20 protein-coding genes and 1 pseudogene are annotated in these 20,710 nt (G+C 67.0%); 11 read left to right on the top strand and 10 right to left on the bottom strand.

The window, feature by feature from the left end:
- Positions 1 to 52 precede the first annotated feature (52 nt).
- The 7 genes from ACILR9_RS10915 (at position 53) to ACILR9_RS10885 (ending at position 7,921) form a co-directional block, all read left to right on the top strand.
- Positions 53 to 352, top strand: coding sequence for an accessory factor UbiK family protein (locus ACILR9_RS10915; protein ID WP_395709947.1), 300 nt, complete (start codon positions 53 to 55; stop codon positions 350 to 352).
- A 33-nt stretch (positions 353 to 385) separates the two neighbouring features.
- Entirely contained in the window at positions 386 to 709 is a 324-nt protein-coding gene (locus ACILR9_RS10910; protein ID WP_395709946.1) for a putative toxin-antitoxin system toxin component, PIN family, read from the top strand.
- Between the two features lie 307 nt (positions 710 to 1,016).
- On the top strand, positions 1,017 to 1,820 hold the full coding sequence (locus ACILR9_RS10905) for a dienelactone hydrolase family protein (protein ID WP_395709945.1): 804 nt from the start codon (positions 1,017 to 1,019) through the stop codon (positions 1,818 to 1,820).
- Between the two features lie 18 nt (positions 1,821 to 1,838).
- The gene (locus ACILR9_RS10900) at positions 1,839 to 2,891 is read left to right on the top strand and encodes a serine hydrolase domain-containing protein (protein WP_395709944.1); all 1,053 of its coding nucleotides are present in this window, start codon (positions 1,839 to 1,841) and stop codon (positions 2,889 to 2,891) included.
- 175 nt (positions 2,892 to 3,066) lie between these two features.
- On the top strand, positions 3,067 to 5,082 hold the full coding sequence (locus ACILR9_RS10895) for a hydantoinase/oxoprolinase family protein (RefSeq protein WP_395709943.1): 2,016 nt from the start codon (positions 3,067 to 3,069) through the stop codon (positions 5,080 to 5,082).
- Positions 5,079 to 6,746 (top strand): hydantoinase B/oxoprolinase family protein, encoded by a 1,668-nt coding sequence (locus ACILR9_RS10890; protein WP_395709942.1) that lies wholly within the window; start codon positions 5,079 to 5,081, stop codon positions 6,744 to 6,746. Before ACILR9_RS10895 ends, ACILR9_RS10890 begins: the two co-directional genes overlap by 4 nt.
- Positions 6,747 to 6,760: 14 nt before the next feature.
- On the top strand, positions 6,761 to 7,921 hold the full coding sequence (locus tag ACILR9_RS10885; RefSeq protein WP_395709941.1) for a hypothetical protein: 1,161 nt from the start codon (positions 6,761 to 6,763) through the stop codon (positions 7,919 to 7,921).
- Positions 7,922 to 7,936: 15 nt separating this feature from the next.
- Here ACILR9_RS10885 and ACILR9_RS10880 read toward each other — a convergent pair whose 3' ends face one another.
- The 4 genes and pseudogenes from ACILR9_RS10880 to ACILR9_RS10865 all read right to left on the bottom strand — a co-directional run.
- On the bottom strand, positions 7,937 to 8,281 hold the full coding sequence (locus ACILR9_RS10880; RefSeq protein WP_395709940.1) for a helix-turn-helix domain-containing protein: 345 nt from the start codon (positions 8,279 to 8,281) through the stop codon (positions 7,937 to 7,939).
- Between the two features lie 2 nt (positions 8,282 to 8,283).
- Positions 8,284 to 8,619 carry a type II toxin-antitoxin system RelE/ParE family toxin gene (locus tag ACILR9_RS10875; protein WP_395710061.1) on the bottom strand — a complete coding sequence of 112 codons (336 nt, stop codon included), beginning with the start codon at positions 8,617 to 8,619 and terminating at the stop codon, positions 8,284 to 8,286.
- Positions 8,620 to 8,725: 106 nt separating this feature from the next.
- The gene (locus ACILR9_RS10870; RefSeq protein WP_395709939.1) at positions 8,726 to 9,046 is read right to left on the bottom strand and encodes a glutathione S-transferase family protein; all 321 of its coding nucleotides are present in this window, start codon (positions 9,044 to 9,046) and stop codon (positions 8,726 to 8,728) included.
- A gap of 8 nt (positions 9,047 to 9,054) precedes the next feature.
- Positions 9,055 to 9,633, bottom strand: a pseudogene (locus ACILR9_RS10865) (LysR family transcriptional regulator); the annotation flags it as partial.
- Between ACILR9_RS10865 and ACILR9_RS10860 the strand changes: the two are divergent.
- The 4 genes from ACILR9_RS10860 to ACILR9_RS10845 all read left to right on the top strand — a co-directional run bounded on the left by ACILR9_RS10860 (position 9,585) and on the right by ACILR9_RS10845 (position 15,588).
- On the top strand, positions 9,585 to 11,366 hold the full coding sequence (locus tag ACILR9_RS10860) for a hypothetical protein (RefSeq protein ID WP_395709938.1): 1,782 nt from the start codon (positions 9,585 to 9,587) through the stop codon (positions 11,364 to 11,366). The pseudogene ACILR9_RS10865 and the gene ACILR9_RS10860 overlap by 49 nt on opposite strands.
- Positions 11,367 to 11,548: 182 nt before the next feature.
- Positions 11,549 to 13,414 carry a flavin-containing monooxygenase gene (locus ACILR9_RS10855; protein ID WP_395709937.1) on the top strand — a complete coding sequence of 622 codons (1,866 nt, stop codon included), beginning with the start codon at positions 11,549 to 11,551 and terminating at the stop codon, positions 13,412 to 13,414.
- An 18-nt stretch (positions 13,415 to 13,432) separates the two neighbouring features.
- Entirely contained in the window at positions 13,433 to 14,266 is an 834-nt protein-coding gene (locus ACILR9_RS10850) for a glucose 1-dehydrogenase (RefSeq protein ID WP_395709936.1), read from the top strand.
- Between the two features lie 59 nt (positions 14,267 to 14,325).
- A complete protein-coding gene (locus tag ACILR9_RS10845) occupies positions 14,326 to 15,588 on the top strand; it encodes a CaiB/BaiF CoA transferase family protein (protein ID WP_395709935.1) in 1,263 nt (420 codons plus the stop codon).
- Positions 15,589 to 15,776: 188 nt separating this feature from the next.
- Here the strand turns inward: ACILR9_RS10845 and ACILR9_RS10840 are convergent, their stop codons facing one another.
- The 6 genes from ACILR9_RS10840 to ACILR9_RS10815 are packed head-to-tail and all read right to left on the bottom strand — an operon-like array spanning position 15,777 to position 20,456.
- The gene (locus ACILR9_RS10840; protein ID WP_395709934.1) at positions 15,777 to 16,694 is read right to left on the bottom strand and encodes an aminotransferase class IV; all 918 of its coding nucleotides are present in this window, start codon (positions 16,692 to 16,694) and stop codon (positions 15,777 to 15,779) included.
- A 9-nt stretch (positions 16,695 to 16,703) separates the two neighbouring features.
- Positions 16,704 to 17,471, bottom strand: coding sequence for an amino acid ABC transporter ATP-binding protein (locus tag ACILR9_RS10835; RefSeq protein WP_395709933.1), 768 nt, complete (start codon positions 17,469 to 17,471; stop codon positions 16,704 to 16,706).
- On the bottom strand, positions 17,468 to 18,133 hold the full coding sequence (locus ACILR9_RS10830) for an amino acid ABC transporter permease (RefSeq protein ID WP_395709932.1): 666 nt from the start codon (positions 18,131 to 18,133) through the stop codon (positions 17,468 to 17,470). Before ACILR9_RS10830 ends, ACILR9_RS10835 begins: the two co-directional genes overlap by 4 nt.
- Positions 18,134 to 18,179: 46 nt before the next feature.
- Entirely contained in the window at positions 18,180 to 18,857 is a 678-nt protein-coding gene (locus ACILR9_RS10825) for an amino acid ABC transporter permease (protein ID WP_395709931.1), read from the bottom strand.
- Between the two features lie 19 nt (positions 18,858 to 18,876).
- A complete protein-coding gene (locus ACILR9_RS10820) occupies positions 18,877 to 19,710 on the bottom strand; it encodes a transporter substrate-binding domain-containing protein (protein ID WP_395709930.1) in 834 nt (277 codons plus the stop codon).
- Entirely contained in the window at positions 19,707 to 20,456 is a 750-nt protein-coding gene (locus ACILR9_RS10815) for a GntR family transcriptional regulator (RefSeq protein ID WP_395709929.1), read from the bottom strand. Before ACILR9_RS10815 ends, ACILR9_RS10820 begins: the two co-directional genes overlap by 4 nt.
- Positions 20,457 to 20,710: the final 254 nt, after the last annotated feature.

Below are 20,710 nucleotides of genomic sequence, written 5' to 3'. Positions count from 1 at the left end.
GTTGCGCCGGATGCTAGCAGCCGACCATACTCGCCGCACCAGGAGACAATTCATGCAGACCCGCAATCCCTTCATCGACGACCTGACCAAGATGGCCAACGGCGCCATGGGCGCGTTGACCGGCGTGAAGGACGAGGTCGAGGCGCGCTTCCGCGACCAGATCGCCAAGATCCTCGACGGCATGGACATTCCGCGCCGCGATGAGTTCGATGCCGTCAAGGCGATGGCCGCCAAGGCGCGCGAGGAGAACGAGGAGCTCAAGAAGCAGATCGCCGAACTGCAGGCAAAGCTGGCGGGCGGCGGCGCGGCGGATGTCCCGCCATCCGGCGCGGGCATTTCGCCGGAGGTTTAGCTCCAGGCGGCAAGGCACTCCCTTCAGCGTGCTGTGACCGCACCCAATCGCCTGCTTCTTTCTCAAGCGATCGAAGACGAACATCGAGAGGTAATACTCCCACCAAAGTTCGATCGCTTCGTCGCAATCGAACGCCGCCAGCGCATCCTCGACGTGGTAGTCATTGCGGCAGATCGGGTTGAGCCGACCGAGATCGCACGGGAGTGCCGCGACCCGAAGGACAACCAATACTTGGCATTGGCTGCCGCTGGCGGCGCAGAGGTCATCGTGAGCAGCGACATTCGTCACCTGCTTTCGATGCACCCGTGGCGCGGGATTGCGATCGTGTCTGCGGCGAACTTCCTGGCCCTTCCCTGACGCGGTAGCCATTGCCGATGCTCTGCGCAGCAAACTGTCCGCATCCTAGCCTTGCAGGTCACGCGCTCGCATCGACGGCCGGACTGCCAAGCAGTTGATAGTGCAGCTCGGCGTTGCTGACCTGGCGCCTGCAAGGTTCAAATCCTGCCCCCGCAACCGGCCATTCGTGCATGACCCGTTGCTCACGTGAGCGGAGCAGGCGTATCGGTCCTGCGACACACATCCACGGAATCGCGCACGATTGCTCCCCGTAGTGGTTGGTGCAACCATGTCTACAGCGGCCGGCTCAGCAATAGGAGGATGCGGAATGCCTTCGTTGTGGTCCCATCTCGTGGCAATCCTCGCATGGGCGACACTGGCAAGCCCGTCCCTTGCCGGCGCGCTTATCGAGGTTCCTGGCGCGAACGAGGGCCAAGCGTCGCTGCCAGCTTACCTCCAGCGGCCCTCTGGTCCGGGCCCGTTTCCCGCCGTCGTCGTACTGCACGGCTGCGGCGGCTTCAACAACGTCGCCGTGACCTGGGCCGACCGGCTCGCCAGGTGGGGATATGTGGTTCTCGCCATCGACAGCCTCACGCCCCGTCACCGGACGAACGCCTGCAGCAGAGGCCTGAACGAGCAGACCTTCGATGCCTATCAGGCTTTGAATTTCCTCGCAGTGCAGCCATTCGTGCGCGCCGATCGCGTCGGCATGCTGGGCATCTCGCTGGGCGCCGGATCGGTGTTGACTGCGCTCGAGCGCGACCTGGTCGAGCCGATGTTCCCCGTGAAGTTCCGCTCCGGAGTCGCCTTCTATCCAAGGTGTTCCGGCATGGCCGGTATCATGACGGCGCCGACCCTCGTCCTGATCGGCGAACTCGACGACTGGACTCCGGCCGCGGCATGCCGGGACATGGCGGCCGGCAAGACCGGTGCCTTCGGGCCACCGCGCGAACCCGCCGACCGCTCGAAGGTCGAGCTGGTGGTCTATCCTGACACCTATCACTCGTTCGTCGCCTCCGAGTTGGGCGAGGGCATCCGCCTGTACGGTCATTGGCTGCAGTACAACGAGGCGGCAGCCCAGGACGCGGCCAATCGCGTTCGCAGCTTCTTTCAGCGCACGCTCGAGAACTAGACCGTGAGATCGAGGCGCATGATGATCGCTGGCGGCCTGTCGGCATTGGCCTTCGCCGGAGCGGGTGGGCGCGCTGCCGACATGGCTGACTGGCCCGTAGCGACGCCTGAGAGCCAAGGCATCGACAAGGTGGCGTTGGATGCAATTCTGGATCCCGCCAGGATTTTGAATCTGGCGACGTCGCTCTATACGCTCCGCAGCCTTGTCGTGGTGCGCAACGGCTTCCTGGTCGAGGAACGCTATTACGCCGGATCCAAAGCTTCGACACTGCGCAACATCGCCTCGATTACAAAGAGCATCTCCTCCATCCTCGTCGGCATCGCCCTGGAACAAGGAAAGATCAGGAGCCTCGATCAAACGATAGCCGAACTTCTGCCCGAGGCGGCCGCAAGAGCCCCCGCGTCAGCGGCGAATGGCGTGACGCTTGCACAGTTACTCACGCAAACCGGTGGCTTTCCGGATGACCGGCAATCGGACACGAGGGACCTGGAACCGCAGGTCCGGGACGTGCCACTCGAGCCCTCTGTTCCACCTGTATGGAGGTATAGCAGCGCAGCCGTCTCCTTGATTGCGCCGATCCTGGCTCACGCTGTTGGCGGCTCAGTGGAGGACTTCGCCAGAGCCTCGCTTTTTTCGCCGCTCGGTATCGGCGACTATGACTACGATTGGCGACGCGATGCCGCCGGCAACGTCCGCTCGGATTCGGGCCTCAGGCTCCGCACGCGCGATCTGGCCAGACTTGCGTGGACGATGGCCGATGGCGGGCGATGGCGGGGACGGCAGGTCGTCCCCGCACAATGGGTGGCGGAGCGCACGCGCCGCCACATCGCCCTCGGTTGGCCACTCGGGCCAATGACCAACGTCGACTATGGATACCTGTGGTTCACGGGGACGCTCCATCGACGCGTTGCGACCTTGGCTTGGGGCTACGGCGCGCAGTTTGCCCTTGTGGTGCCGTCGCTCAACCTGGTGGTCATAGCACTTACGGACGCCCCAGGCGCCAAGGAGCTTGCCAAGCAAGCTGCCGAGGTGATGGGGCTGGCTGCCCAGATCGTCGAACTGGCCGGTTAGCACAGACCGGTAGGGAAATCTGGCATCGATGAAATCGGTGCCCGAGGAACTTTACGAGGCCGCGGCGATCGACGGCGCCACAGAACGTCGTCGAGCTTCTTCGCGGCGCCCCTCCACCCGACTGGAATACGTGCCTGCAGCCTCGTAGCATGGCTCCCTCAGGAGGGCGTTCTGCATGCGCGTTGGAGTCGAGGTCGGGGGGACGTTCACCGATCTGGTGGCGGTCGAGGATGGCCGCGTGGTTGTCACCAAGGTGCCGAGCACGCCGCGCAGCCCCGACATCGGGGCATTCGCGGCGCTGACGGCCGCCGGCATCGATCTGGCGCGCATCGAGGATCTCGGCCACGGCTCGACCGTCGCCACCAATGCGGTGCTGGAGCGCAAGGGCGCGGCGGTGGCGTTCGTCGCCACGCAGGGTTTTCGCGACCTGCTCTTCATGCAGCGCCACGACCGGCGCAACATCTACGACCTGTTCTACGCCAAGCCGGCGCCGCCGGTGCGCCGCAAGGATTGCTTCGAGGTGCCCGAGCGCATCGCCGCCGACGGCGCGATCGACACACCGATCGACGAAGCTGCCGTCCGGAGCGCGCTGATCCCGGCGCTGAAGGCGGGCGGCTACCGCGCCGTCGCGATCTGCCTGCTCAACGCCTACGCCAATCCGGCGCACGAGCAGCGCCTGGCCGCGCTGATCGGCGCAGCGCTGCCCGACGTGCTGGTCACCGCCAGCCACCAGGTGGCGCGCGAGTTCCGCGAGTTCGAGCGCGCCTCGACGACATTGCTCTCGGCCTACGTCCAGCCGGTGATCGACGGCTACCTGCACCGCTTCGAGAGCAAGCTCGCCCAGTCGGGCTTTCGCGGCCGCTTCACGGTGATGCAGTCCAACGGCGGCCGCCTGCCCGCCGAGGCGATGCGCCAGAGCGCCATCACGGCGCTCTATTCCGGTCCGGCGGCCGGCGTCGTGGGGGCGACGCGCCAGGCGGCGCGCTCGGGCTTCGACAACCTGATCACCTTCGACATGGGCGGCACTTCCACCGATGTCTGCCTGGTGCAGGAGGGCCGCCCCTCGCTCGCCTCGGAGAGCGAGATCGACGGCCTGCCGATCCGCACGCCGGTGCTCGACATCGTCTCCGTCGGCGCCGGCGGCGGCTCGATCGCCTGGGTCGACGACGGCGGCATGCTGCGCGTCGGCCCGCAGAGCGCCGGCGCCGATCCCGGCCCGGCCTGCTACGGCAAGGGCGGCACGGAACCGACGACCACCGACGCCCATATCGTGATCGGCACCATCCGGCCCGGCGCCTTCCTGGGCGGCCGCATGACGCTCGATGGCGACGCCGCGCGAGGCGCCTTCGAGCCCCTGGCGACGCGCTTCGGCCTCGGCATCGAGCAGGCCGCCTCGTCGGCCCTGCAGCTCGCCGATGCCAACATCGTGCGCGCCATCCAGCTCGTCTCGACCGAGCGCGGCCGCGATCCGCGCGACTACGCGCTGGTGCCGTTCGGCGGCGCCGGTCCGCTGCATGCCGCGCGCATTGCCGAGGAACTCGGCATCTCCACCATCGTCGTACCGCCAAGCGCCGGCGTGATCTCGGCCTACGGCCTGGTGGCGTCGGACTACACCAAGTTCGATGCGGTGACGCGCAAGATGAAGCTCGACGACGAAGCGGCGGCGGAGGCCGGCCGCGTCTTCGCCGAGATGCGGGCGCGGCTCGCCCAGCAGTTCGCCGACATGAAGCTGCCGGGCGAGCTCGTCTACACCCACACGCTCGACATGCGCTTCGTCGGCCAGGCCTTCGAGGTCGGCGTCGAGATCCCGGCAAGCCGGCTCGGCGCGCTCGACGCGGCGTATCTCGCGGGCCTGTTCGCCGACGCCCATCACCGCACCTTCATGCACGGCGCCACGCTCGACCGGCCGGTCGAGATCGTGACCTTGCGGGTCGGCGCCACCCTGCCGATCGGCGCCGCGCCGCGTCTCGACCGCGAGACCGAGGCGAGCCGCGGCGCCGACGCGACGCGCATCTTCCACGGCGAGGCCTGGATCGACTGCGCCCGCCACGCGGCCGAGGCGCTCGCGGCCGGCCAGGTCATTGCCGGACCGGCCGTCGTCGAGGGCTACACCGCCACCACCTGGGTGCCGCCCGGATGGACAGCGACCCTCGATGAAGCGGACAATATGATCCTGCGGAGATCGTCATGAGCCAGCTCAGTCCCCTCGATTATGCCGTCATCAGCCAGGCGCTGATCGCTGCCGCCCGCGAGATGGGCGTGAAGCTGATCCGCTCGGCCTACTCGACCATCCTGCGCGAGGCACGCGACGGCTCGGCCGGCCTGATGGATCGCCACGGCAACACCGTCGCCCAAGCGGAGCTGATCCCCATGCAGCTCGGCCCGATCGGCGAGACCTTGCGCGCCTGCCTCAGGCGCCATCCCGTCGAGACGCTCAAGGAAGGTGACTTCCTGATCAACAACGACCCGTTCGAGGGCGGCCAGCACATCCCCGACGTGTTCATCTTCACGCCGATCTTCGTGGGCGGCCGCGTGGTCGGCTTCGGCGCCTCGGTGGCGCACCATCTCGATCTCGGCGGCGGGGCGCCCGGCCTCAACATCCATGCCTCGGATGTCTACCAGGAAGGCCTGCGCTTCCCGCCCAGCAAGTACGATTTCGCGCGCGACTGGAACGGCGGCAGCTTCGAGCGGCTGGTGACGGCGAACGTACGCGTACCCGACCTGACGATCGGCGATTTCAACGCCCAGTTCGCCGCCAACGCGATCGGCGTGTTGCGGGTGAAGCAGCTGTGCGAGCGCTACGGCGCCGACAAGGTCGAAGCGGCGATGGCGGAGATGCAGGACTACTCCGAGCGCCGCGTGCGCGCCGCCATCGCCCAGGCGCCCAAGGGCACCTTCTACGGCGAGGACGCGGTCGACGACGACGGTCTCAGCGACGAGCCGCTGGTGGTGAAGGCCAAGGTGACGATCAGCGACGATTCGGTCGAGATCGACTTCGAGGGCACCTGCGGCCAGGTCAAGCGCAACCTCAACTGCCCCTACTCGAGCACCCTGTCGGCCGCGCTGTCGTGCGTGAAGTCGGTGCTGACCAGCGCGGACATTCCCTACAACGAGGGCATGGCGCGGCCGATCACCATAAAGGTGCCGTACGGCTCGCTGCTCAATCCCAGGCCGCCGGCGCCGGTGCGGGCGCGCATGATCCCGGCCTATCGCGCCTTCAACGCGGTGATGAAGGCGCTGGCGCAGGCGCTGCCCGACCGGGTGATCGCCACCGGCTTCGACAGCACGACGGCGCTCTGCCTCTCCCATCTCGGCGAGAGGGGCTACAGCGTCTATCTCGAGATCTTCGGCGGCGGCTACGGCGCCTCCCGGGATGCCGACGGCTGCGACGCCGTCGACTCGCCGCTCAGCAATTGCTCGAACGCGCCAGTCGAATCGCTCGACATCGACTACGATTTCTTCCGCATCGTCGGCTACGAGCTGGCGCCCGACTCGTTCGGCCTGGGCGCGCGGCGCGGCGGCGCCGGCTTCTTCCGCCGCTGCGAGATCCTGACGGACGACGTGCAGCTCGCCATCTATTCCGACCGCTTCCGCCTGGCGCCCGAAGGCCTGCAGGGCGGCGAGCCCGGCCAGCGCGGCTACTGCCGCATCCTGCGCGCCGACGGCACGGTCGAGGAGCTGCGCAGCAAGGCCGCCGTCGATCTCGGCAAAGGCGACCTGGTCGAGATGTTCGTGGGCGGCGGCGGCGGCTTCGGCCGCCTCGCCGAGCGGCCCGACGCCATGATCGAGCGCGACCTCGCCGACGGCATGATCACGCGCGACCCGCGGGCGGCGCGCAAGCTCGCGGCCGAATAGGCGCGGCGCGCAGAATGGCACGCCGGCCCGACCTTCTCGCGCTGCGCGTCGACCAGGTCGGCAGCCTGTTGCGCCCGTCGTCGCTCAAGGATGCGTTCCTTGCCTGCGCCAAGGGCGCGCTCGCGCGCGACGCCCTCGATCGGCTGGTCGAGCAGGCCGTGCGCGACGTCGTTGCCAGGCAACAGTCGATCGGCTTCCCGGTCGTCACCGACGGCGAGTTCGGCCGCATCAACTGGCATGTGAGCTTCAGCAGGATCGAGGGTTGGGCGCTCGACGAGGCGTCGTGGCGCTCCTTTCTCGCCAATCCGGCGATGCGCCACGAGCACGAGCGCGCCAACACGATGGGCGCCGATGCCGTCCAGAGCTACAAGACGCCGGCGACCGCACGCCTGCGGCTGCTGAGCAACTTCCCGCTTGCCGAATACCGGCGTCTCGCCTCGATCGCCACGACGCCGGGCAAGGCAATGCTGATGGGCCCGGACCGGGTCTCGCAGATGTGCGACCTGCCCGCCTCCAAGGCCGCCTACGACAGCGCCGACGCCTTCCTGGCCGATGTCGTCGACGTTCAGAGCCGCATGGTCGGCGAGCTGGTCGAGGCGGGCTGTCCCTACGTGCAGCTCGATGAGCCGAGCTACACTGGCTACGTCGACCGCGCGACCCTGGAGCGCATGCGTGCCAGTGGCGAGGATCCGATGGCCAACCTCCGGCGCGCCATCAAGGCGTCGAATGCAGTGGTCGCCCGGCACGCCGGCAAAGCCGTGTTCGGCATCCATATCTGCCGCGGCAACCGCGCCAGCATGTGGCATCGCGAAGGTACCTACGACGGCATCGCCGAGGAGCTGTTCGCGACCCTTCGTTTCGATCGCCTGCTGCTCGAGTACGACACCGGCCGCGCCGGCGGCTTCGAGCCGCTGCGCTTCGTGCCCAAGGGCCCAATCGGCACGGCGCCGGTCGTTGTGCTCGGCCTGGTCACCACAAAGACGGGGGACGTCGAGACCGTCGATGCCCTGCAGCGCCGCATCGAGGAGGCGAGCCGCTTCATCGACATCGACCAGCTCGCGCTGAGCCCGCAATGCGGCTTCGCCTCAGGCATGTCCGGCAACGACCTCGACCACGACCAGCAGTGGCGCAAGCTCGAAGTGATTTTGGAGACGGCGCGGCGGGTCTGGCACTGAACGTCAGTCTCCGGCTCAGGCGGCCTTCTTCTTCAGTTTTGGGCGGCGGCGGCCGATGCCACTCAGCACGACAGGCTCCTGTTCCGGAAACTCGACGATCAGATGAAGCCGGCCGCCAATCGCGTCGATGTACTTGCTGAGCGTCGACAGGCGCAGGTCGTCGCGGCCTTCCAATCGCGAGATATTGACCTGTTTCACGCTCAGCCGTCGGGCGACCGCCACCTGGGTGCGGTTGCGAGCCTCACGTAATTCCCTGAGCGCCAAGTGCCGTTTCGCAGCTGCAGTCGCCGTTCGCCGGATAGCGGCACGCTCCTTCGGAGAAAAGAGTTCCTTCATCATGTCTTCAAACGCCACGGGCATCGCTATCTCCTCTTAGCGCGCAATTCTGCAAGATGCGCATCGAGCCGAAGGTCGGCCGTCGTGATCAAACGCCGATAGAATCGATCCGACGCCACGCCCGACTTCGTCGCGCCGACCAACAAGATGCCTTGTCGACGCGGATCAAAGGCATAGGCAATGCGCCACTCGCCATCGCCGACACCGAACCGCAACTCCTTCATATTGCGATGTCTCGATCCCTTCAGCGTGTCGGCGTGAGGCCGACCCAAGGTCGGACCGATGATCTGGAGCGTCTCGATTGCCGTCGCCGCGGCCCTCTGAACGTCATGCCGCCAGCTTCGAAATTCCGGAGCAAGCAGATCGTGGAACTCGATGGTCCACGGCCTGCGGAGTAGTATAGCCTATAGGCTATATCGATTCAACTGCGCACTGATGAGGCAGACGTCAATCTGCCGGAAACAGCGGTCACACGTGGCAATGCAGGCGCTTGCCCGGCAGCAGATCGTAGGGTGCCTGCCATCCGGGAAGCTCGGCCAGGCGCGCAAGCCAGGCGGCGATGGCGGGACGGCTCGCGGCAAGATCGTATCCGCTCTCGTGGACCGGGAACGACAGGTAGGCCATCAGGGAGATGTCGGCGATCGTCGCCCGCTCCCCAATCACGAAGCTGCGGTCCGCCAGATGGCCGTCGAGAATACCAAGAAAGTCATCGAGCCGCCGGCGCAGGAAGGCGAGCACCGCCGGATCGGGCGCGGCGGTGAAGGCGCGCAGATAGCGGTAGGTCGCCATGTATCCCGTGAGCTTGTGATGAGCGTATGCGCCGAGAGCGCGTCGAGGCTCTCCAGGCGATCGCCTGGAATGAGCCCGGGACTGGCCACCGGATAGGCCTCGACCGGCAGGACCCTGCGGCCGGCCACGCCGGGCCACGGTCCGCGGCCGAGCCGGATGGCGCAGTCGAGGTCGCGGCGCTGGGCGAGATCGACGATATCGGGCGAGGTCTCGAGCTCGATCTCGAGGTTGCCCAGCGCGATGCCGCTCCTGGTGAGGCGCGGCACGAGCCAGTTCGCGGCGAAGGTCGGGATGACGCTCACCCTGAAGGCATCGCGGCGCACCGGAACCCTTGCCGCCTCCGTGGCGGCACGCACGGCGTCCCACGCCGGACCAAGCTCCGCGACGTAGCGCTCGCCCGCTGCCGTGAGGGCGAGACCTCGGGGCAAGCGATCAAACAGCCAGACTCCAAGATGGCGCTCGAGGATCTGGATCCTGCGACTCACCGCCGGCACCGTGATATTGAGCATCGCCGCCGCGCGCGCCAGACTGAGGGCGCGTGCAACGACGACAAAGGCTTCCAGAGATCGTAGCGGAAGGGAATTCACGCAAAGACTCTAGCAGTATTGCGCACCTAAAAGGCGTGCAATCTCGTGCGAACCGTCAGTCGGGATGGGGCCGCACTGACCGATCCACAGGACTGCGCTGCGACGTCCCGCTACCATCGTTCGATAAGGAGCGAGCGATGAGCCGAGCCCGGTCGAAACGGACACAGACGGACGAATATGCCAGACGGATTGCGCGGGCGTTCGCCAAGGGCCAACCACCGCCGCTCACCGCCGAGCTCGAGCGGTACTGCGAAAGCGCGCCACGCGAGGTCTTTGCCGCCTTCGCCGGCCTCGCGCGGCACCTGCCTCGGGCCGATGACGACGAATCTCTGGCCGTCGGTTACCTCGTCGTCCTGCAGAGGCTGCTCGAGACGCTGCGCTACCGCGCCGACCGCGGCTATGCTGACGCGGCCGAGCTGATCGCCGAGTTCCAGTCAGAGGTCGTCAGGCAGGTCCGGACGGGGAAGGTCGATGCCGGCGTGCTCGCCGCCTTGGGCGATGCGCTTCACCAATCGAAGATACCGGCGTCGCCGGAGCTCGCGGCGCTGGCGGTCGAGCAACCTGTCGAGCACGACGATGATGGGGCGCCCCCGGACATTCGCACCGCTTTCGACGAAATCCTCGAAGCTTGCGGCCGCGATCCGTTCGAAACCATCGTCATGCTGATGAAGGGCAGTCACGCCATGCCGATGGACGCGCGCGGCGCCGTGGCCGGCGCCATGGCGCTCGGCGGCAGTGCGCCGGCGCGCAGCGCCGCGGTCCTGTTCCTGCTCGACCCGGAAGCGTCCGTTCGTCGTGCGATTGCCGACGCGCTCGAAGAGGTTGCCGGGTCCCTGACCCCGACCGACGTGCGGCGGCTGATCTCGATGCGCAATTGGCGGCCCGAAACCGAGCGCGCCGGCGTCGACGCAATCGTCCGCAAGGCGCGGGCGGCCGGTGTCGACTGCGCGCAATGGGATGAAGGCGGCGTCACGTCGGTCGACGCCAGCGGCATCGATGGCTCTGCGACACAGATCTTCCTGCTGGTATCACCGAGCGGGCGGAAGGTGCGCCTGTCGTCGCTGATGACGAAGGGCGGGGTCGCGGATGCCTGGAGCCACCAACCGGAGCCGCGCCGCGCCATCGACCGGCAGATCGCCGAAGCCCGAAGGGACATCCCGACGCTCGCCGTATCGCGCGCCTATCTCGACCGCGTCGTCGCGCACCAGCTGGCGCTCGGGTTGCAGGATGGCGGCGTCCCGCCCGGCGGCCTGCTGCAGGTCGCCGAGACGATCGGCGGGGCGGACTGGCAGCCTTCGCTGATGCCCTTCGAGAAGACGCTTGCCGACCTGATCGCCGAGGTACCCAAGACGATGCGCCAGCCGGCCGCCGTCACGTCGATCCTGCAGAGGAGCGACGAGTTGGTCGATCTCGAAGCCATCGCCCAATCCTGGTTCGAGGACAGCCCGGAGGTCGCCCAGGCCATCGAGCAGGCATCCGGCGCCAGCCGTCCGAAGCTCGCCACGTATCTCCTACAGACTGTCTTTGCGCAGCATCGCCAGAAATGGGCCGACATGTTCCTGCGCACCGCCCTTTGGATGCACGAGGCGTCGCCGGCCGGCGATCTGTGCTGGCCCGACCTGGCGATCGTCACCCAGGCGCTCGTCGAGGGACGCGAGATGACGGAGATCGGGCTGATGCGTGACATCGCGATGCGGACGATCGACGTGCAGAGAGACACTGCGCCGTTCTGAAGGCCATCTCGGCGAGTCCACCGCGCTCCGGCATTCGGCACAGAGGCTTTCACGTGGCGGAAGCTGGGCCGCCGATTCTCGTCTTACTCAACCGCGCCCCGTCTCCTACAGTGAGGCAAGATACTGACCGGGACGGAGGTTGGCTCGATGCCCGGGAACACGCCGACGAAGGGGCCGCACCCATGAGCCAGGCTGTCCGCATCGACGCCGAGACCGGCCGCAAGCTGTTCGCCACCCGAGCCGCCAAGGCGACGGACAAGATCGCGGGGAAGGGTTACTCGATCGTCGAGGACGAGGCGCTGAAGACCCTGCCGCCGCCACCGCCCGGCGCGGTCTTCGATGCCGAGGAGCAGGCGAAGTACCGGAAGTTCAAGGAAGCCCGCACCGGCGCCGCCGACTACATCCGCCTGGAAGGCGAGTTCGCCCGGTATCTCGAGGATGTCTATTCCGATGCGCCGGTGCCGCGCGACGCCCTCGACGACGACTGCGAGATCCTGGTGATCGGGGCAGGCTTCGGCGCACTCCTCCTCTGGTACCGGCTGATGAAGGCCGGCTTCACCGACGTGCGCTTCTGCGAAAAGGGCGGCGACGTCGGCGGCACCTGGTACTGGAACCGCTATCCCGGCATCGCCTGCGACGTCGAGAGCTACAGCTACCTGCCGCTGCTCGAGGAGATGGGCCACATCCCGTCGATGAAGTTCGCCTCGGGCTTCGAGATCCTGGAATACTGCCAGCTCATGGCGGAGCGGTTCGGCTTCTACGAGCGCTGCCTGTTCCACACCACGGTCGAGGAAACGGTGTGGGACGAAGCGGCCAGGCGCTGGATCGTCAGGACCGACCGCGGCGATGCCATGCGCGCCCGCTTCGTCGTTCTGGCCAACGGCATCCTGACGACCCCGCGCCTCGCCAGGATCGACGGCATGGAGACCTTCAGGGGCGAGGCATTCCACACCTCGCGCTGGAACTACAACATCGACTTGGGCGGCAAGCGCGTCGGGATCATCGGCACCGGCGCCACGGCGGTGCAGGTCGTGCCCGAGATCGCCAAGGTGGTGAAGTCGCTCCATGTCTTCCAGCGGACGCCCTCGTCCATCGACGTGCGCGACCAGCGGGCCACGACACAGGAAGAATACGCGACGTGGCCGCACGAGGGGGGTTGGGCGGTCAAGCGGCGGGAGCGCCTGGCCCTCATCTCCGCCGGACGCACCGCGCTACAGGGCAATGACGACTTCCTGTCGGGAAAGATCACGAACTACAAGCGCCAGAAGCAGTACGAGCGCGAGCTTTCGCCCGAGGAGATGATCGAGGCCCAGCTCCACAGCAACTTCCGCATCATGGAGCAGATACGCGGTCGGGTGGACGCCGTCGTCAAGGACCCGCAGACGGCGGCGGCCTTGAAGCCTTATTATCCCTACGGCTGCAAGCGGCCGACCTTCCACGACGAATACCTGCCGACCTTCAACCTGGATCATGTCCATCTGGTCGACACGGCGCCCACGGGCGTGAAGCTGATCAACGAACGAGGTGTCGTTCACGACGGCGTGGAGTATCCGCTCGACGTGCTGATCTACGCGACCGGATTCGAATGGATGGGCACCGGCTCTTTCAACATGATTCGCGGACTGGGCGGGCAGACGCTGAAGGAGAAGTGGGAGACCGAGGGGACGAAGACCTTCCTCGGCATGCATTCCGCCGGCTTCCCCAACCTCTTCATCATGAACGGCCCGCAGGGCGGCGGCGGCCAATTCAACTTCACCCGCGTGGCCGAGATGCACGTCCACTACATCGTCTGGGCCCTGGAAACCGTCAGGGCGCGCGGCGCGGCAACCATCGATGTGACCGCGGAGGCCGAAGACGAGTATGCCCGGCACTGTGCCCAGATGGATGTCCTGTCGGCGCCGTTGCGGGACTGCCTCTCCTACTACAACGGTGACGGCAAGGCGAAGCCGGGCAGCCTTGCCTACTACGGCGGCGGCAAACGCTGGCACGACCGGCGGGAGGCGGCGCAGACGTCGATGACGCCCTATCGGTTGGAGGGCAGTGTCTAGTCCAGGGGGAGGACAGCCATGGCAGAACTGGAAGGCAAGGTCGCCGTCGTCACCGGCGGCGCCAGCGGCATCGGCGAAGCGTCGGCCCGCCTCTTCGTGAACGAGGGCGCGCGCGTCGTCATCGCGGACATGCAGCGCGAGCGCGGTGCGGCGCTGGCCGAGGAGCTCGGCGCTGCCGCAGCCTTCGTGTTTTGCGAAGTGCGCCAGGAAGACCAGGTGAGGGCCGCAATCGACATGGCAGTCGACCGATGGGGACGGCTCGATTGCATGTTCAACAATGCCGGCTTCGGTGGCGCGCTCGGCCCGCTCGAGGACATTCCGACGGACGAGTTCGACATGACCTTCGACGTCCTGGTCAGGGGCGTTTTCCTCGGCATGAAGCACGCGACACCGGTGATGCGCCGGCAAGGCGGCGGCTCGATCATCAACACCGGCTCGATCGCAGGCGTGACCGCCGGCCGCGGCCCGATCGTCTATTCCGCGGCCAAGGCGGCGGTGATCCACATGACCAAGGCGGCCGCGATGCCGCTCGGCGAGGCTTCGATCCGCGTCAACTGCATCTGTCCCGGCGCCATCGCCACGCCGCTCTCCGCCAACACCGTGGGCAAGCCGGATTCGCTCATCGAGGAGCGCATCGCCGACTATGCCGGACTGCAACCGATCCCTCGGCCCGGCCGGCCGGATGACATCGCGCAAATGGCGCTCTTCCTGGCAAGCGACCGCTCGAGCTTCGTCACCGGCCAGGCCATCGTCGTCGATGGCGGCGGCGCCACGGGCGTCATGTGGGCCGACCAGAAATCCGCCTACAAAACCCATCGCCCGCTGCGGGTCTACAATCCGGACCGCGCGTGAGCCGAGCCGCTGAAGAACGCGCGCACCACGCAAGACATCATTGAGGAGACTGGGTAATCATGTCCCTGCCGTTGGAAGGCGTGCGTGTCCTCGAGCTGGCACGAACAATCGCGGGCCCATTCTGCTCGATGACGCTTGCCGACATGGGCGCGGACGTCATCAAGATCGAGGAGCCGGAGCGGGGCGACGAAACGCGCGCCATGGCGCCGCTGTGGAACGGGGAAGGCGCAATCTATCTCGCGGTCAATCGCAACAAGAAGAGCGTGGCGATCGACCTCAAGTCCGACGCGGGACGGGAGATCGTGCTGCGGCTGGCCGAGCGCTGCGACGTGCTGATCGAGAACTTTCGCACCGGAACCGTCGAGCGCCTCGGCCTTGGCTATGCCGAGGTCTCGGCGCGCAATCCCCGCATCATCTATTGCTCGGTCTCCGGCTTCGGCCGCTCAGGGCCGATCGCCCACAAGGCCGCCTACGATTTCATCATGCAGGGCTACGGCGGCGTCATGAGCATGACCGGAACGCCCGACGGCGAGCCCGTCCGGGTCGGCTATCCTTCCGCCGATATCACCGCCGGCTTGCTCGCCTACGGCGGCATCATGACCGCGCTGTGGGCGCGCGAGAAGACGGGCCGCGGCCAGCACGTGCAGTCGTCGCTGCTGGCCGGCCAGATTGCGACCATGAGCTACTTCGCGGTGGCGACCCAGGCGGCCGGCGTGCCGCCCAAGCCGATGGGCCACGTGACGGGCGCCGTGGCCCCCTATCAGGCATTCATGGCCGCGGACCGCTATTTCCTGCTGGCCGTCGGGAATGACGGACTGTGGAAACGCTTCTGTCGGGCGATCGAGCGGACCGGCTGGATCGACGATCTGCGCTACGCGACGAATTCCGCCCGCGTCGCCAATCGAAGCGAGCTGGTGTCGTCATTGGCGGAGCTGTTCGCCACGCGCCCGGCCGCCGAGTGGGTCGCCTTGATGGACGAATGGGGCGTTCCCGCCAGCCTGATCCAGAACATCGCCGAAGTCATGAAGGACGAGCAGGTCCGCGACCAGGAGCTGGTCGTGAACCTGCCGCACCCGAAGATTCCCGAGCTGCAGGTCGTCGGCGTGCCCATCAAGCTCTCGGAGACACCCGGGCGCATCGCCAGCCCGGCGCCCATGCTCGGTCAACATACCCACGAAGCATTACGCGAGATCGGCCTCGACGATCGCGAGATCGACGAGCTTGCCGGGAAGGGCGTCATCCGCCGCGGCGTCGACGGCGGAGGCTCCCAAGATCCGATCGGTTCACTTGGGACCAAGCGCCTGCCTCTTCTGTCATCCTGAGCAAAGCGAAGGATCTCATCGCCAGAAGTTTCAGAGCACACTTGTGGCAAACGGCGATCAGGTCCTTCGCTGCGCTCAGGACGACACCAAAGTCCAAGTGAGTGAAGTGATGTTCAGGGTGCTTCAACCTACGAAAGCACCGCTCTGGTCTGATCTGGCCATCAAGTAGGCCGCGAAGGCCAGCACCTTCACGCCGCGCCGACCGACTCCAGATAGAGGCTGCTTGCCCGTGCGGTCACGCTGCCGGGCCTGCCATCGGCGATCGCTCGTCCATCGACTTTCGTCACCGGCGTCACGCCGCCCAGGGTGCCGGTGACGAAGGCCTCGTCGGCGGAATAGACCTGCGCCAGGGTGAAATCGCACTCGCGCGCGACGCCGCCCACCGCCTGCCAGGCGTCGATGACGTTGCGCTGGGTGATGCCCTTGAAGCTGTAGGCGCCGGTCGAGGTCCACAGCTCGCCGCGGCGCACGATGAAGAAGTTGGTCGAATTGCACGACGCCACGAAGCCGCGCGGGTCGAGCATCAGCGCCTCGTCGGCGCCCGCCTTGATCGCCTGGATCAGCGCCTGGATGAGGTTGAGCCGGCTGTGCGAGTTGAGGCGCAGGTCGAACTGGTCGGGACCCGTCGTGCGGAAGGTCGAGGTGAACAGCGCGTAGCCGCGCGTCTTGGCCTCCGGCACCGGGGTCTTGTATTCGGCGACGATCACGACCGTCGCCTTGCCGATCACGAAGCGCGGATCCTGGTTCGGCGTGCGCTTCAGCCCGCGTGTCACCATCAGGCGGACGTGCGCGCCATCGGTCATGCCGTTGCGGTCGAGCGTGTCCTGCACCGCGCGCACGACGCCCTCGCGGGTGAACCCGATATCGAGGTCGATCGACTTGGCGCCCTCGAACAGGCGATCGAGATGGGCGTCGAGGCTGATCAGCCGGCCCTTGACCAGGCGCAGGCCCTCCCACACGCCGTCGCCCAGCACGAAGCCGGAATCGAACACCGAGACGCGTGCCTCGCCGCGCGGCACGAACGCGCCGTTGACGTAGACCAGCACGCCATCGTTGCGGCTGTCGGCCTGGTAGGCTTGTGCGCTGGTGATCTCGGTCGCTGACATTCCTGGTTCCTAGAGGCTGTATTGCCGGTGACTGTCGAGGAAGGCGCGGGTGCGCGGCTGCTTCGGCGCGCGCAGCACCTGGTCGGGCGTGCCCTGCTCGTGGATCGCGCCATCGGCCAGGAAGATCACGCGAGTCGCCACGTGGTAGGCGAAGCCGAGCTCGTGCGTCACCAGCAGCATGGTGCGGCCCTCGTCGGCAAGGCTGCGGATGGTCGCCAGCACCTCGCCGACCAGCTCGGGGTCGAGCGCCGAGGTCGGCTCGTCGAACAGCAGCAGCTCGGGATCCATGGCGAGCGCGCGGGCGATCGCCACGCGCTGCTTCTGGCCGCCCGACAGGTGCGCCGGATAGTGGTCGGCCTTGTCGGCGAGTCCGACGCGCGCCAGCTCCTTCTCGGCCCGCGCCTGCGCTTCGGCTTTCGACTGGCGGCGCACGGTGCGCAGGCCTTCCATGACATTGCCGAGCGCCGTCATGTGGGGAAAGAGATTGAACTGCTGGAACACCATGCCGACGCGCTGGCGCACGCCGATCAGCTCGCCGTCGCGATAGCTGCGCGCCCCGCCGCGGCCCTCGCGCCCGAGCAGCTGGCCGTCGAGCTCGATGCGGCCAGACGTCGGCAGCTCCATGAAATTGAGGCAGCGCAGCAGGGTGCTCTTCCCCGAGCCGGACGACCCCAGGATGGCGATGCGCTCGCCGCGCTCCACCGCGAGGTCGATGCCGCGCAGCACCTCGTTGGCGCCGAAGCGCTTCACCAGGCCGGTGACGCGCAGGATGGTCATTCATCCCTCCGCAACCGGCGCTCCAGCCCGTAGGTGAGCTGAACCAGGGGCCACAGGAAGACGAAGAAGATCACCGCCACCGCCGTATAGGCCTCGATCGGGTTGAAGTTCAGCGAGGCGATCAGCTTGGCCTGCTGCAAGAGCTCGACATAGGCCACCGCCGAGGCGAGCGTCGACATCTTGAAGATCTCGATGGCGCGATTGGTGAGCGCCGGCATCATGCGCTTGATCGCCTGCGGCAGGATGATGCGCCGCATCGCCTGCGCCCAGCTCATGCCGATGGCGCGGGCGCCGTCCCACTGGCCGCGCTCGATCGACTGGATGCCGCCGCGATAGATCTCGGCCGAGAACGCCGCCGAATTGAGCGAGATGCCGAGCGAGGCGGCGGCCAGCGGGCTGATCTCGAACGGCATCAGGATCGGCAGGGCGAAGTAGAACCACAGGATCTGGACCAGCACCGGCGTGTTGCGGAAAAACTCGACGAACGCCGTCGCCGGCAGATGGAGCCACCACGCCCTGGCGTAACGGCCGAGCCCGACCACCAGGCCGAGCGCCAGCCCGGCCACCAGGCAGATCGCGAAGATGCGCAGCGTGCCTCCCGCGCCGGCGAGCAGCGCGTCGGTGTTGGCCAGCACGGAGGCGAAATCCCAGGCGTGATTCATCGCCCGTTGTCGCTCCCGACCAGTCGCGGCTCTTGACGGGGACTCATCAGTGCACCGTCGTCTCGCCGCTCACCGCGAGACGGCGCTCGATCAGGCGCGCAACCAGGCTCGCGGCAAAGATGACGATGAAGTAGATGCCGGCCGCCACGGTGAAGGTCTCGAGCGGCCTGAAAGTCTTCTGGGCAATCTCGTTGGCGGCGAACAGCAGGTCGGCATAGGAGATGGTGGCGACCAGGGTCGTGGTTTTCATGAGCTCGATCGCGCGTTCCATGAAGGCCGGCATCATCCGTTTCACCGCCTGCGGCAGGACGATGCGACGCAAGGCCTGGCGATGCGTCATGCCGATGGCGAGCGCGCCCTCCCACTGGCCGCGCTCGACCGACACGATGCCGCCCCGAAAGACCTCGGCGAAGAACGCCGCCGACTGGATCGAGAAGGTCACGGCGGCGGCGACGAACGGCGTCATCTCGATGCCGACGATCAGCGGCAGGGCGAAGAAGAACCAGAACAGCTGGACCAGCGGCGGCGTCGTGCGGAAGACTTCGATGACGAGGCCGGCCGGCCACGACGCCCAGCGATGGCGCGACAGGCGCAGCAGGGCCAGCGCCAAGCCCAGCACGAGGCCGCAACTCAGCGCCATGCCGGTGACCTTGAGCGTGTTGACCAGGCCCTGCGCCAGCAGCGGCGCATTGGCGAGGACCGGCGCGAAATCCCAGCGGTACATCGCCCGCGGATGCCGCCGCCTACTTGATCATCTCCTTCATGACCGGCGGCGCCAGGGCGGGATCGAGGCCGAAATCCTTGACCGCCGCCTCGTACCATTTCTGCGTCTGGCCGCTCTGGTAGAAGGCCAGCAGCTGCTTGTCGACCCAGGCTGTGAAGGCGGCGTCATCCTTGCGCAGCGCGGCGCTGGACGGCCGCGATTCGGCGGGAGTCGGCACCACGATCTTGCCCTTGCCCAGGCGCTGGCGGGCGGCGAGCAGCGGCGGATGGAACAGGCAGACGACGTCGGCGCGGCCGGACTGGAAGGCGGCGATCGCCTCGGCATTGCCGGGGAAGCGCTGGATCTCGGCCTTGGGCGTGTGCTCGCTCACCCACTTGTCCATGGTCGAGGCCTGCGGCACGGCGATGCGCACGCCGGGCTTGTCGAGATCGGCCCAGGTCTTCACCGGCAGGTCGTCGCGCGCCAGCACGGCGAGCGAGTACCAGAGCAGCGGCGCGGCCGGGAAATTGGCCGCCTGCTTGCGCTCGTCGGTGGCGTCCATCATGAACATGATGTCGATCTTGTTGCCCTGGAGGGCGGCGATCGCATTGCCCCAGGTCACCTCGACCACCTCGACCTTGGCGCCCAGCGCCTCGGCCATCGCCTTGCCCATCGACACGCCGAGGCCCGACGTCCAGTCGCCGGTCTTGGGATCCTTCGAGAACCAGGGCGGCGCCTGGGTGACACCGACGCGCAAGGTGCCGCGCTTCTTGATCTCGTCGAGCGTGCCGTCGGCGCGCGCCGCCAGCGGCAACGCAAGCACGGCAGAGCTGGCCAATCCTACGGCCAGCAGCGAACGTCGGTTGATCGTCATCTCAAGTCCCCCTTCTTCGTCACCCCATCGAGCCCGTCACGCGGCGCCTGCGGCAGCGAGCGCAGGAAGCGCTCGGTCACCGCGATGCCGCGCTGCATGTGATCGGCGATCTCCAGCCGCAGCGCCGCGAGATCATCACCCAGCGCCGCCGCGATGTAGCTGTCGTGACTGTCGCGCCGCGGTCCGCGACGGCCATGCGCGCGATGATGGGCCGCCCAGTAGAGCTGCAACCGTCCGCGCAGCCCGAGCCAGGCGCGCTGCAGCAGCTTGTGGCCACTCGCCTCGTAGACCAGCCCATGCAATGCCAGCTCGGTGGCGATGCTGGCGCGATCGTCGCCGGCATCGATCGTGGCAAGGAGCGCCGCGTTGCGGCGCGCCAGCTCGCGGCGGAAGCGATCGTCCCGATGTTCCCACACCTGCTCGAAAGCGAAAATCTCGAGCGCTGTACGCAGCGAGTAGATCTCGCGCACGTCCTCGAACGACAGCGACGCCACGTGCGTCCCGGTATAGGGCACCGTCACCAGCAACCCTTCCTCGATCAGCTGCCGCAGTGCCTCGCGCAACGGCCCGCGGCTGACGTCGAAGCGCTGCGACAGCGCCGTCTCCACCAGCGGCGCGCCGGGCGCGATGTCGCCAGCCAGGATCGCCGCCCGCAACCGCTCGGCGACGTGTGCGCGCAGCGTGCTTCGCGGGACAGGGTCCAGCCGCGGCATGGAATCGGCCGGCGAGAGATCGGGCAGTGACAAGGATTGGTTCAACAATCGTCGATTGTCGACAATCTACTTTAATAAAAGGCCCAATGCAAACTTGCCTGGCTAAAAAGAAAGCGCGCGCCAGTAGACCGGCGCTTCCGGATCGATTGTAGCGGTCCGTGACATTTGCCTAGATTTTAGGCAAATGCTCGCACAGCCGCTATGCAAAATACAAAGCAACTTGTGTTAACTCTGGGGATTAAAATTATGGAATCGCTTGCTTTTTCCCCATTTAAGCCACTATTTTC

The sequence above is a fragment of the Reyranella sp. genome (genome assembly GCF_044224635.1).
Taxonomy (GTDB): domain Bacteria; phylum Pseudomonadota; class Alphaproteobacteria; order Reyranellales; family Reyranellaceae; genus Reyranella.
The sequence above is the reverse complement of the archived record's forward strand: the minus strand, read 5'-3'. Positions and strand labels throughout refer to the sequence as shown.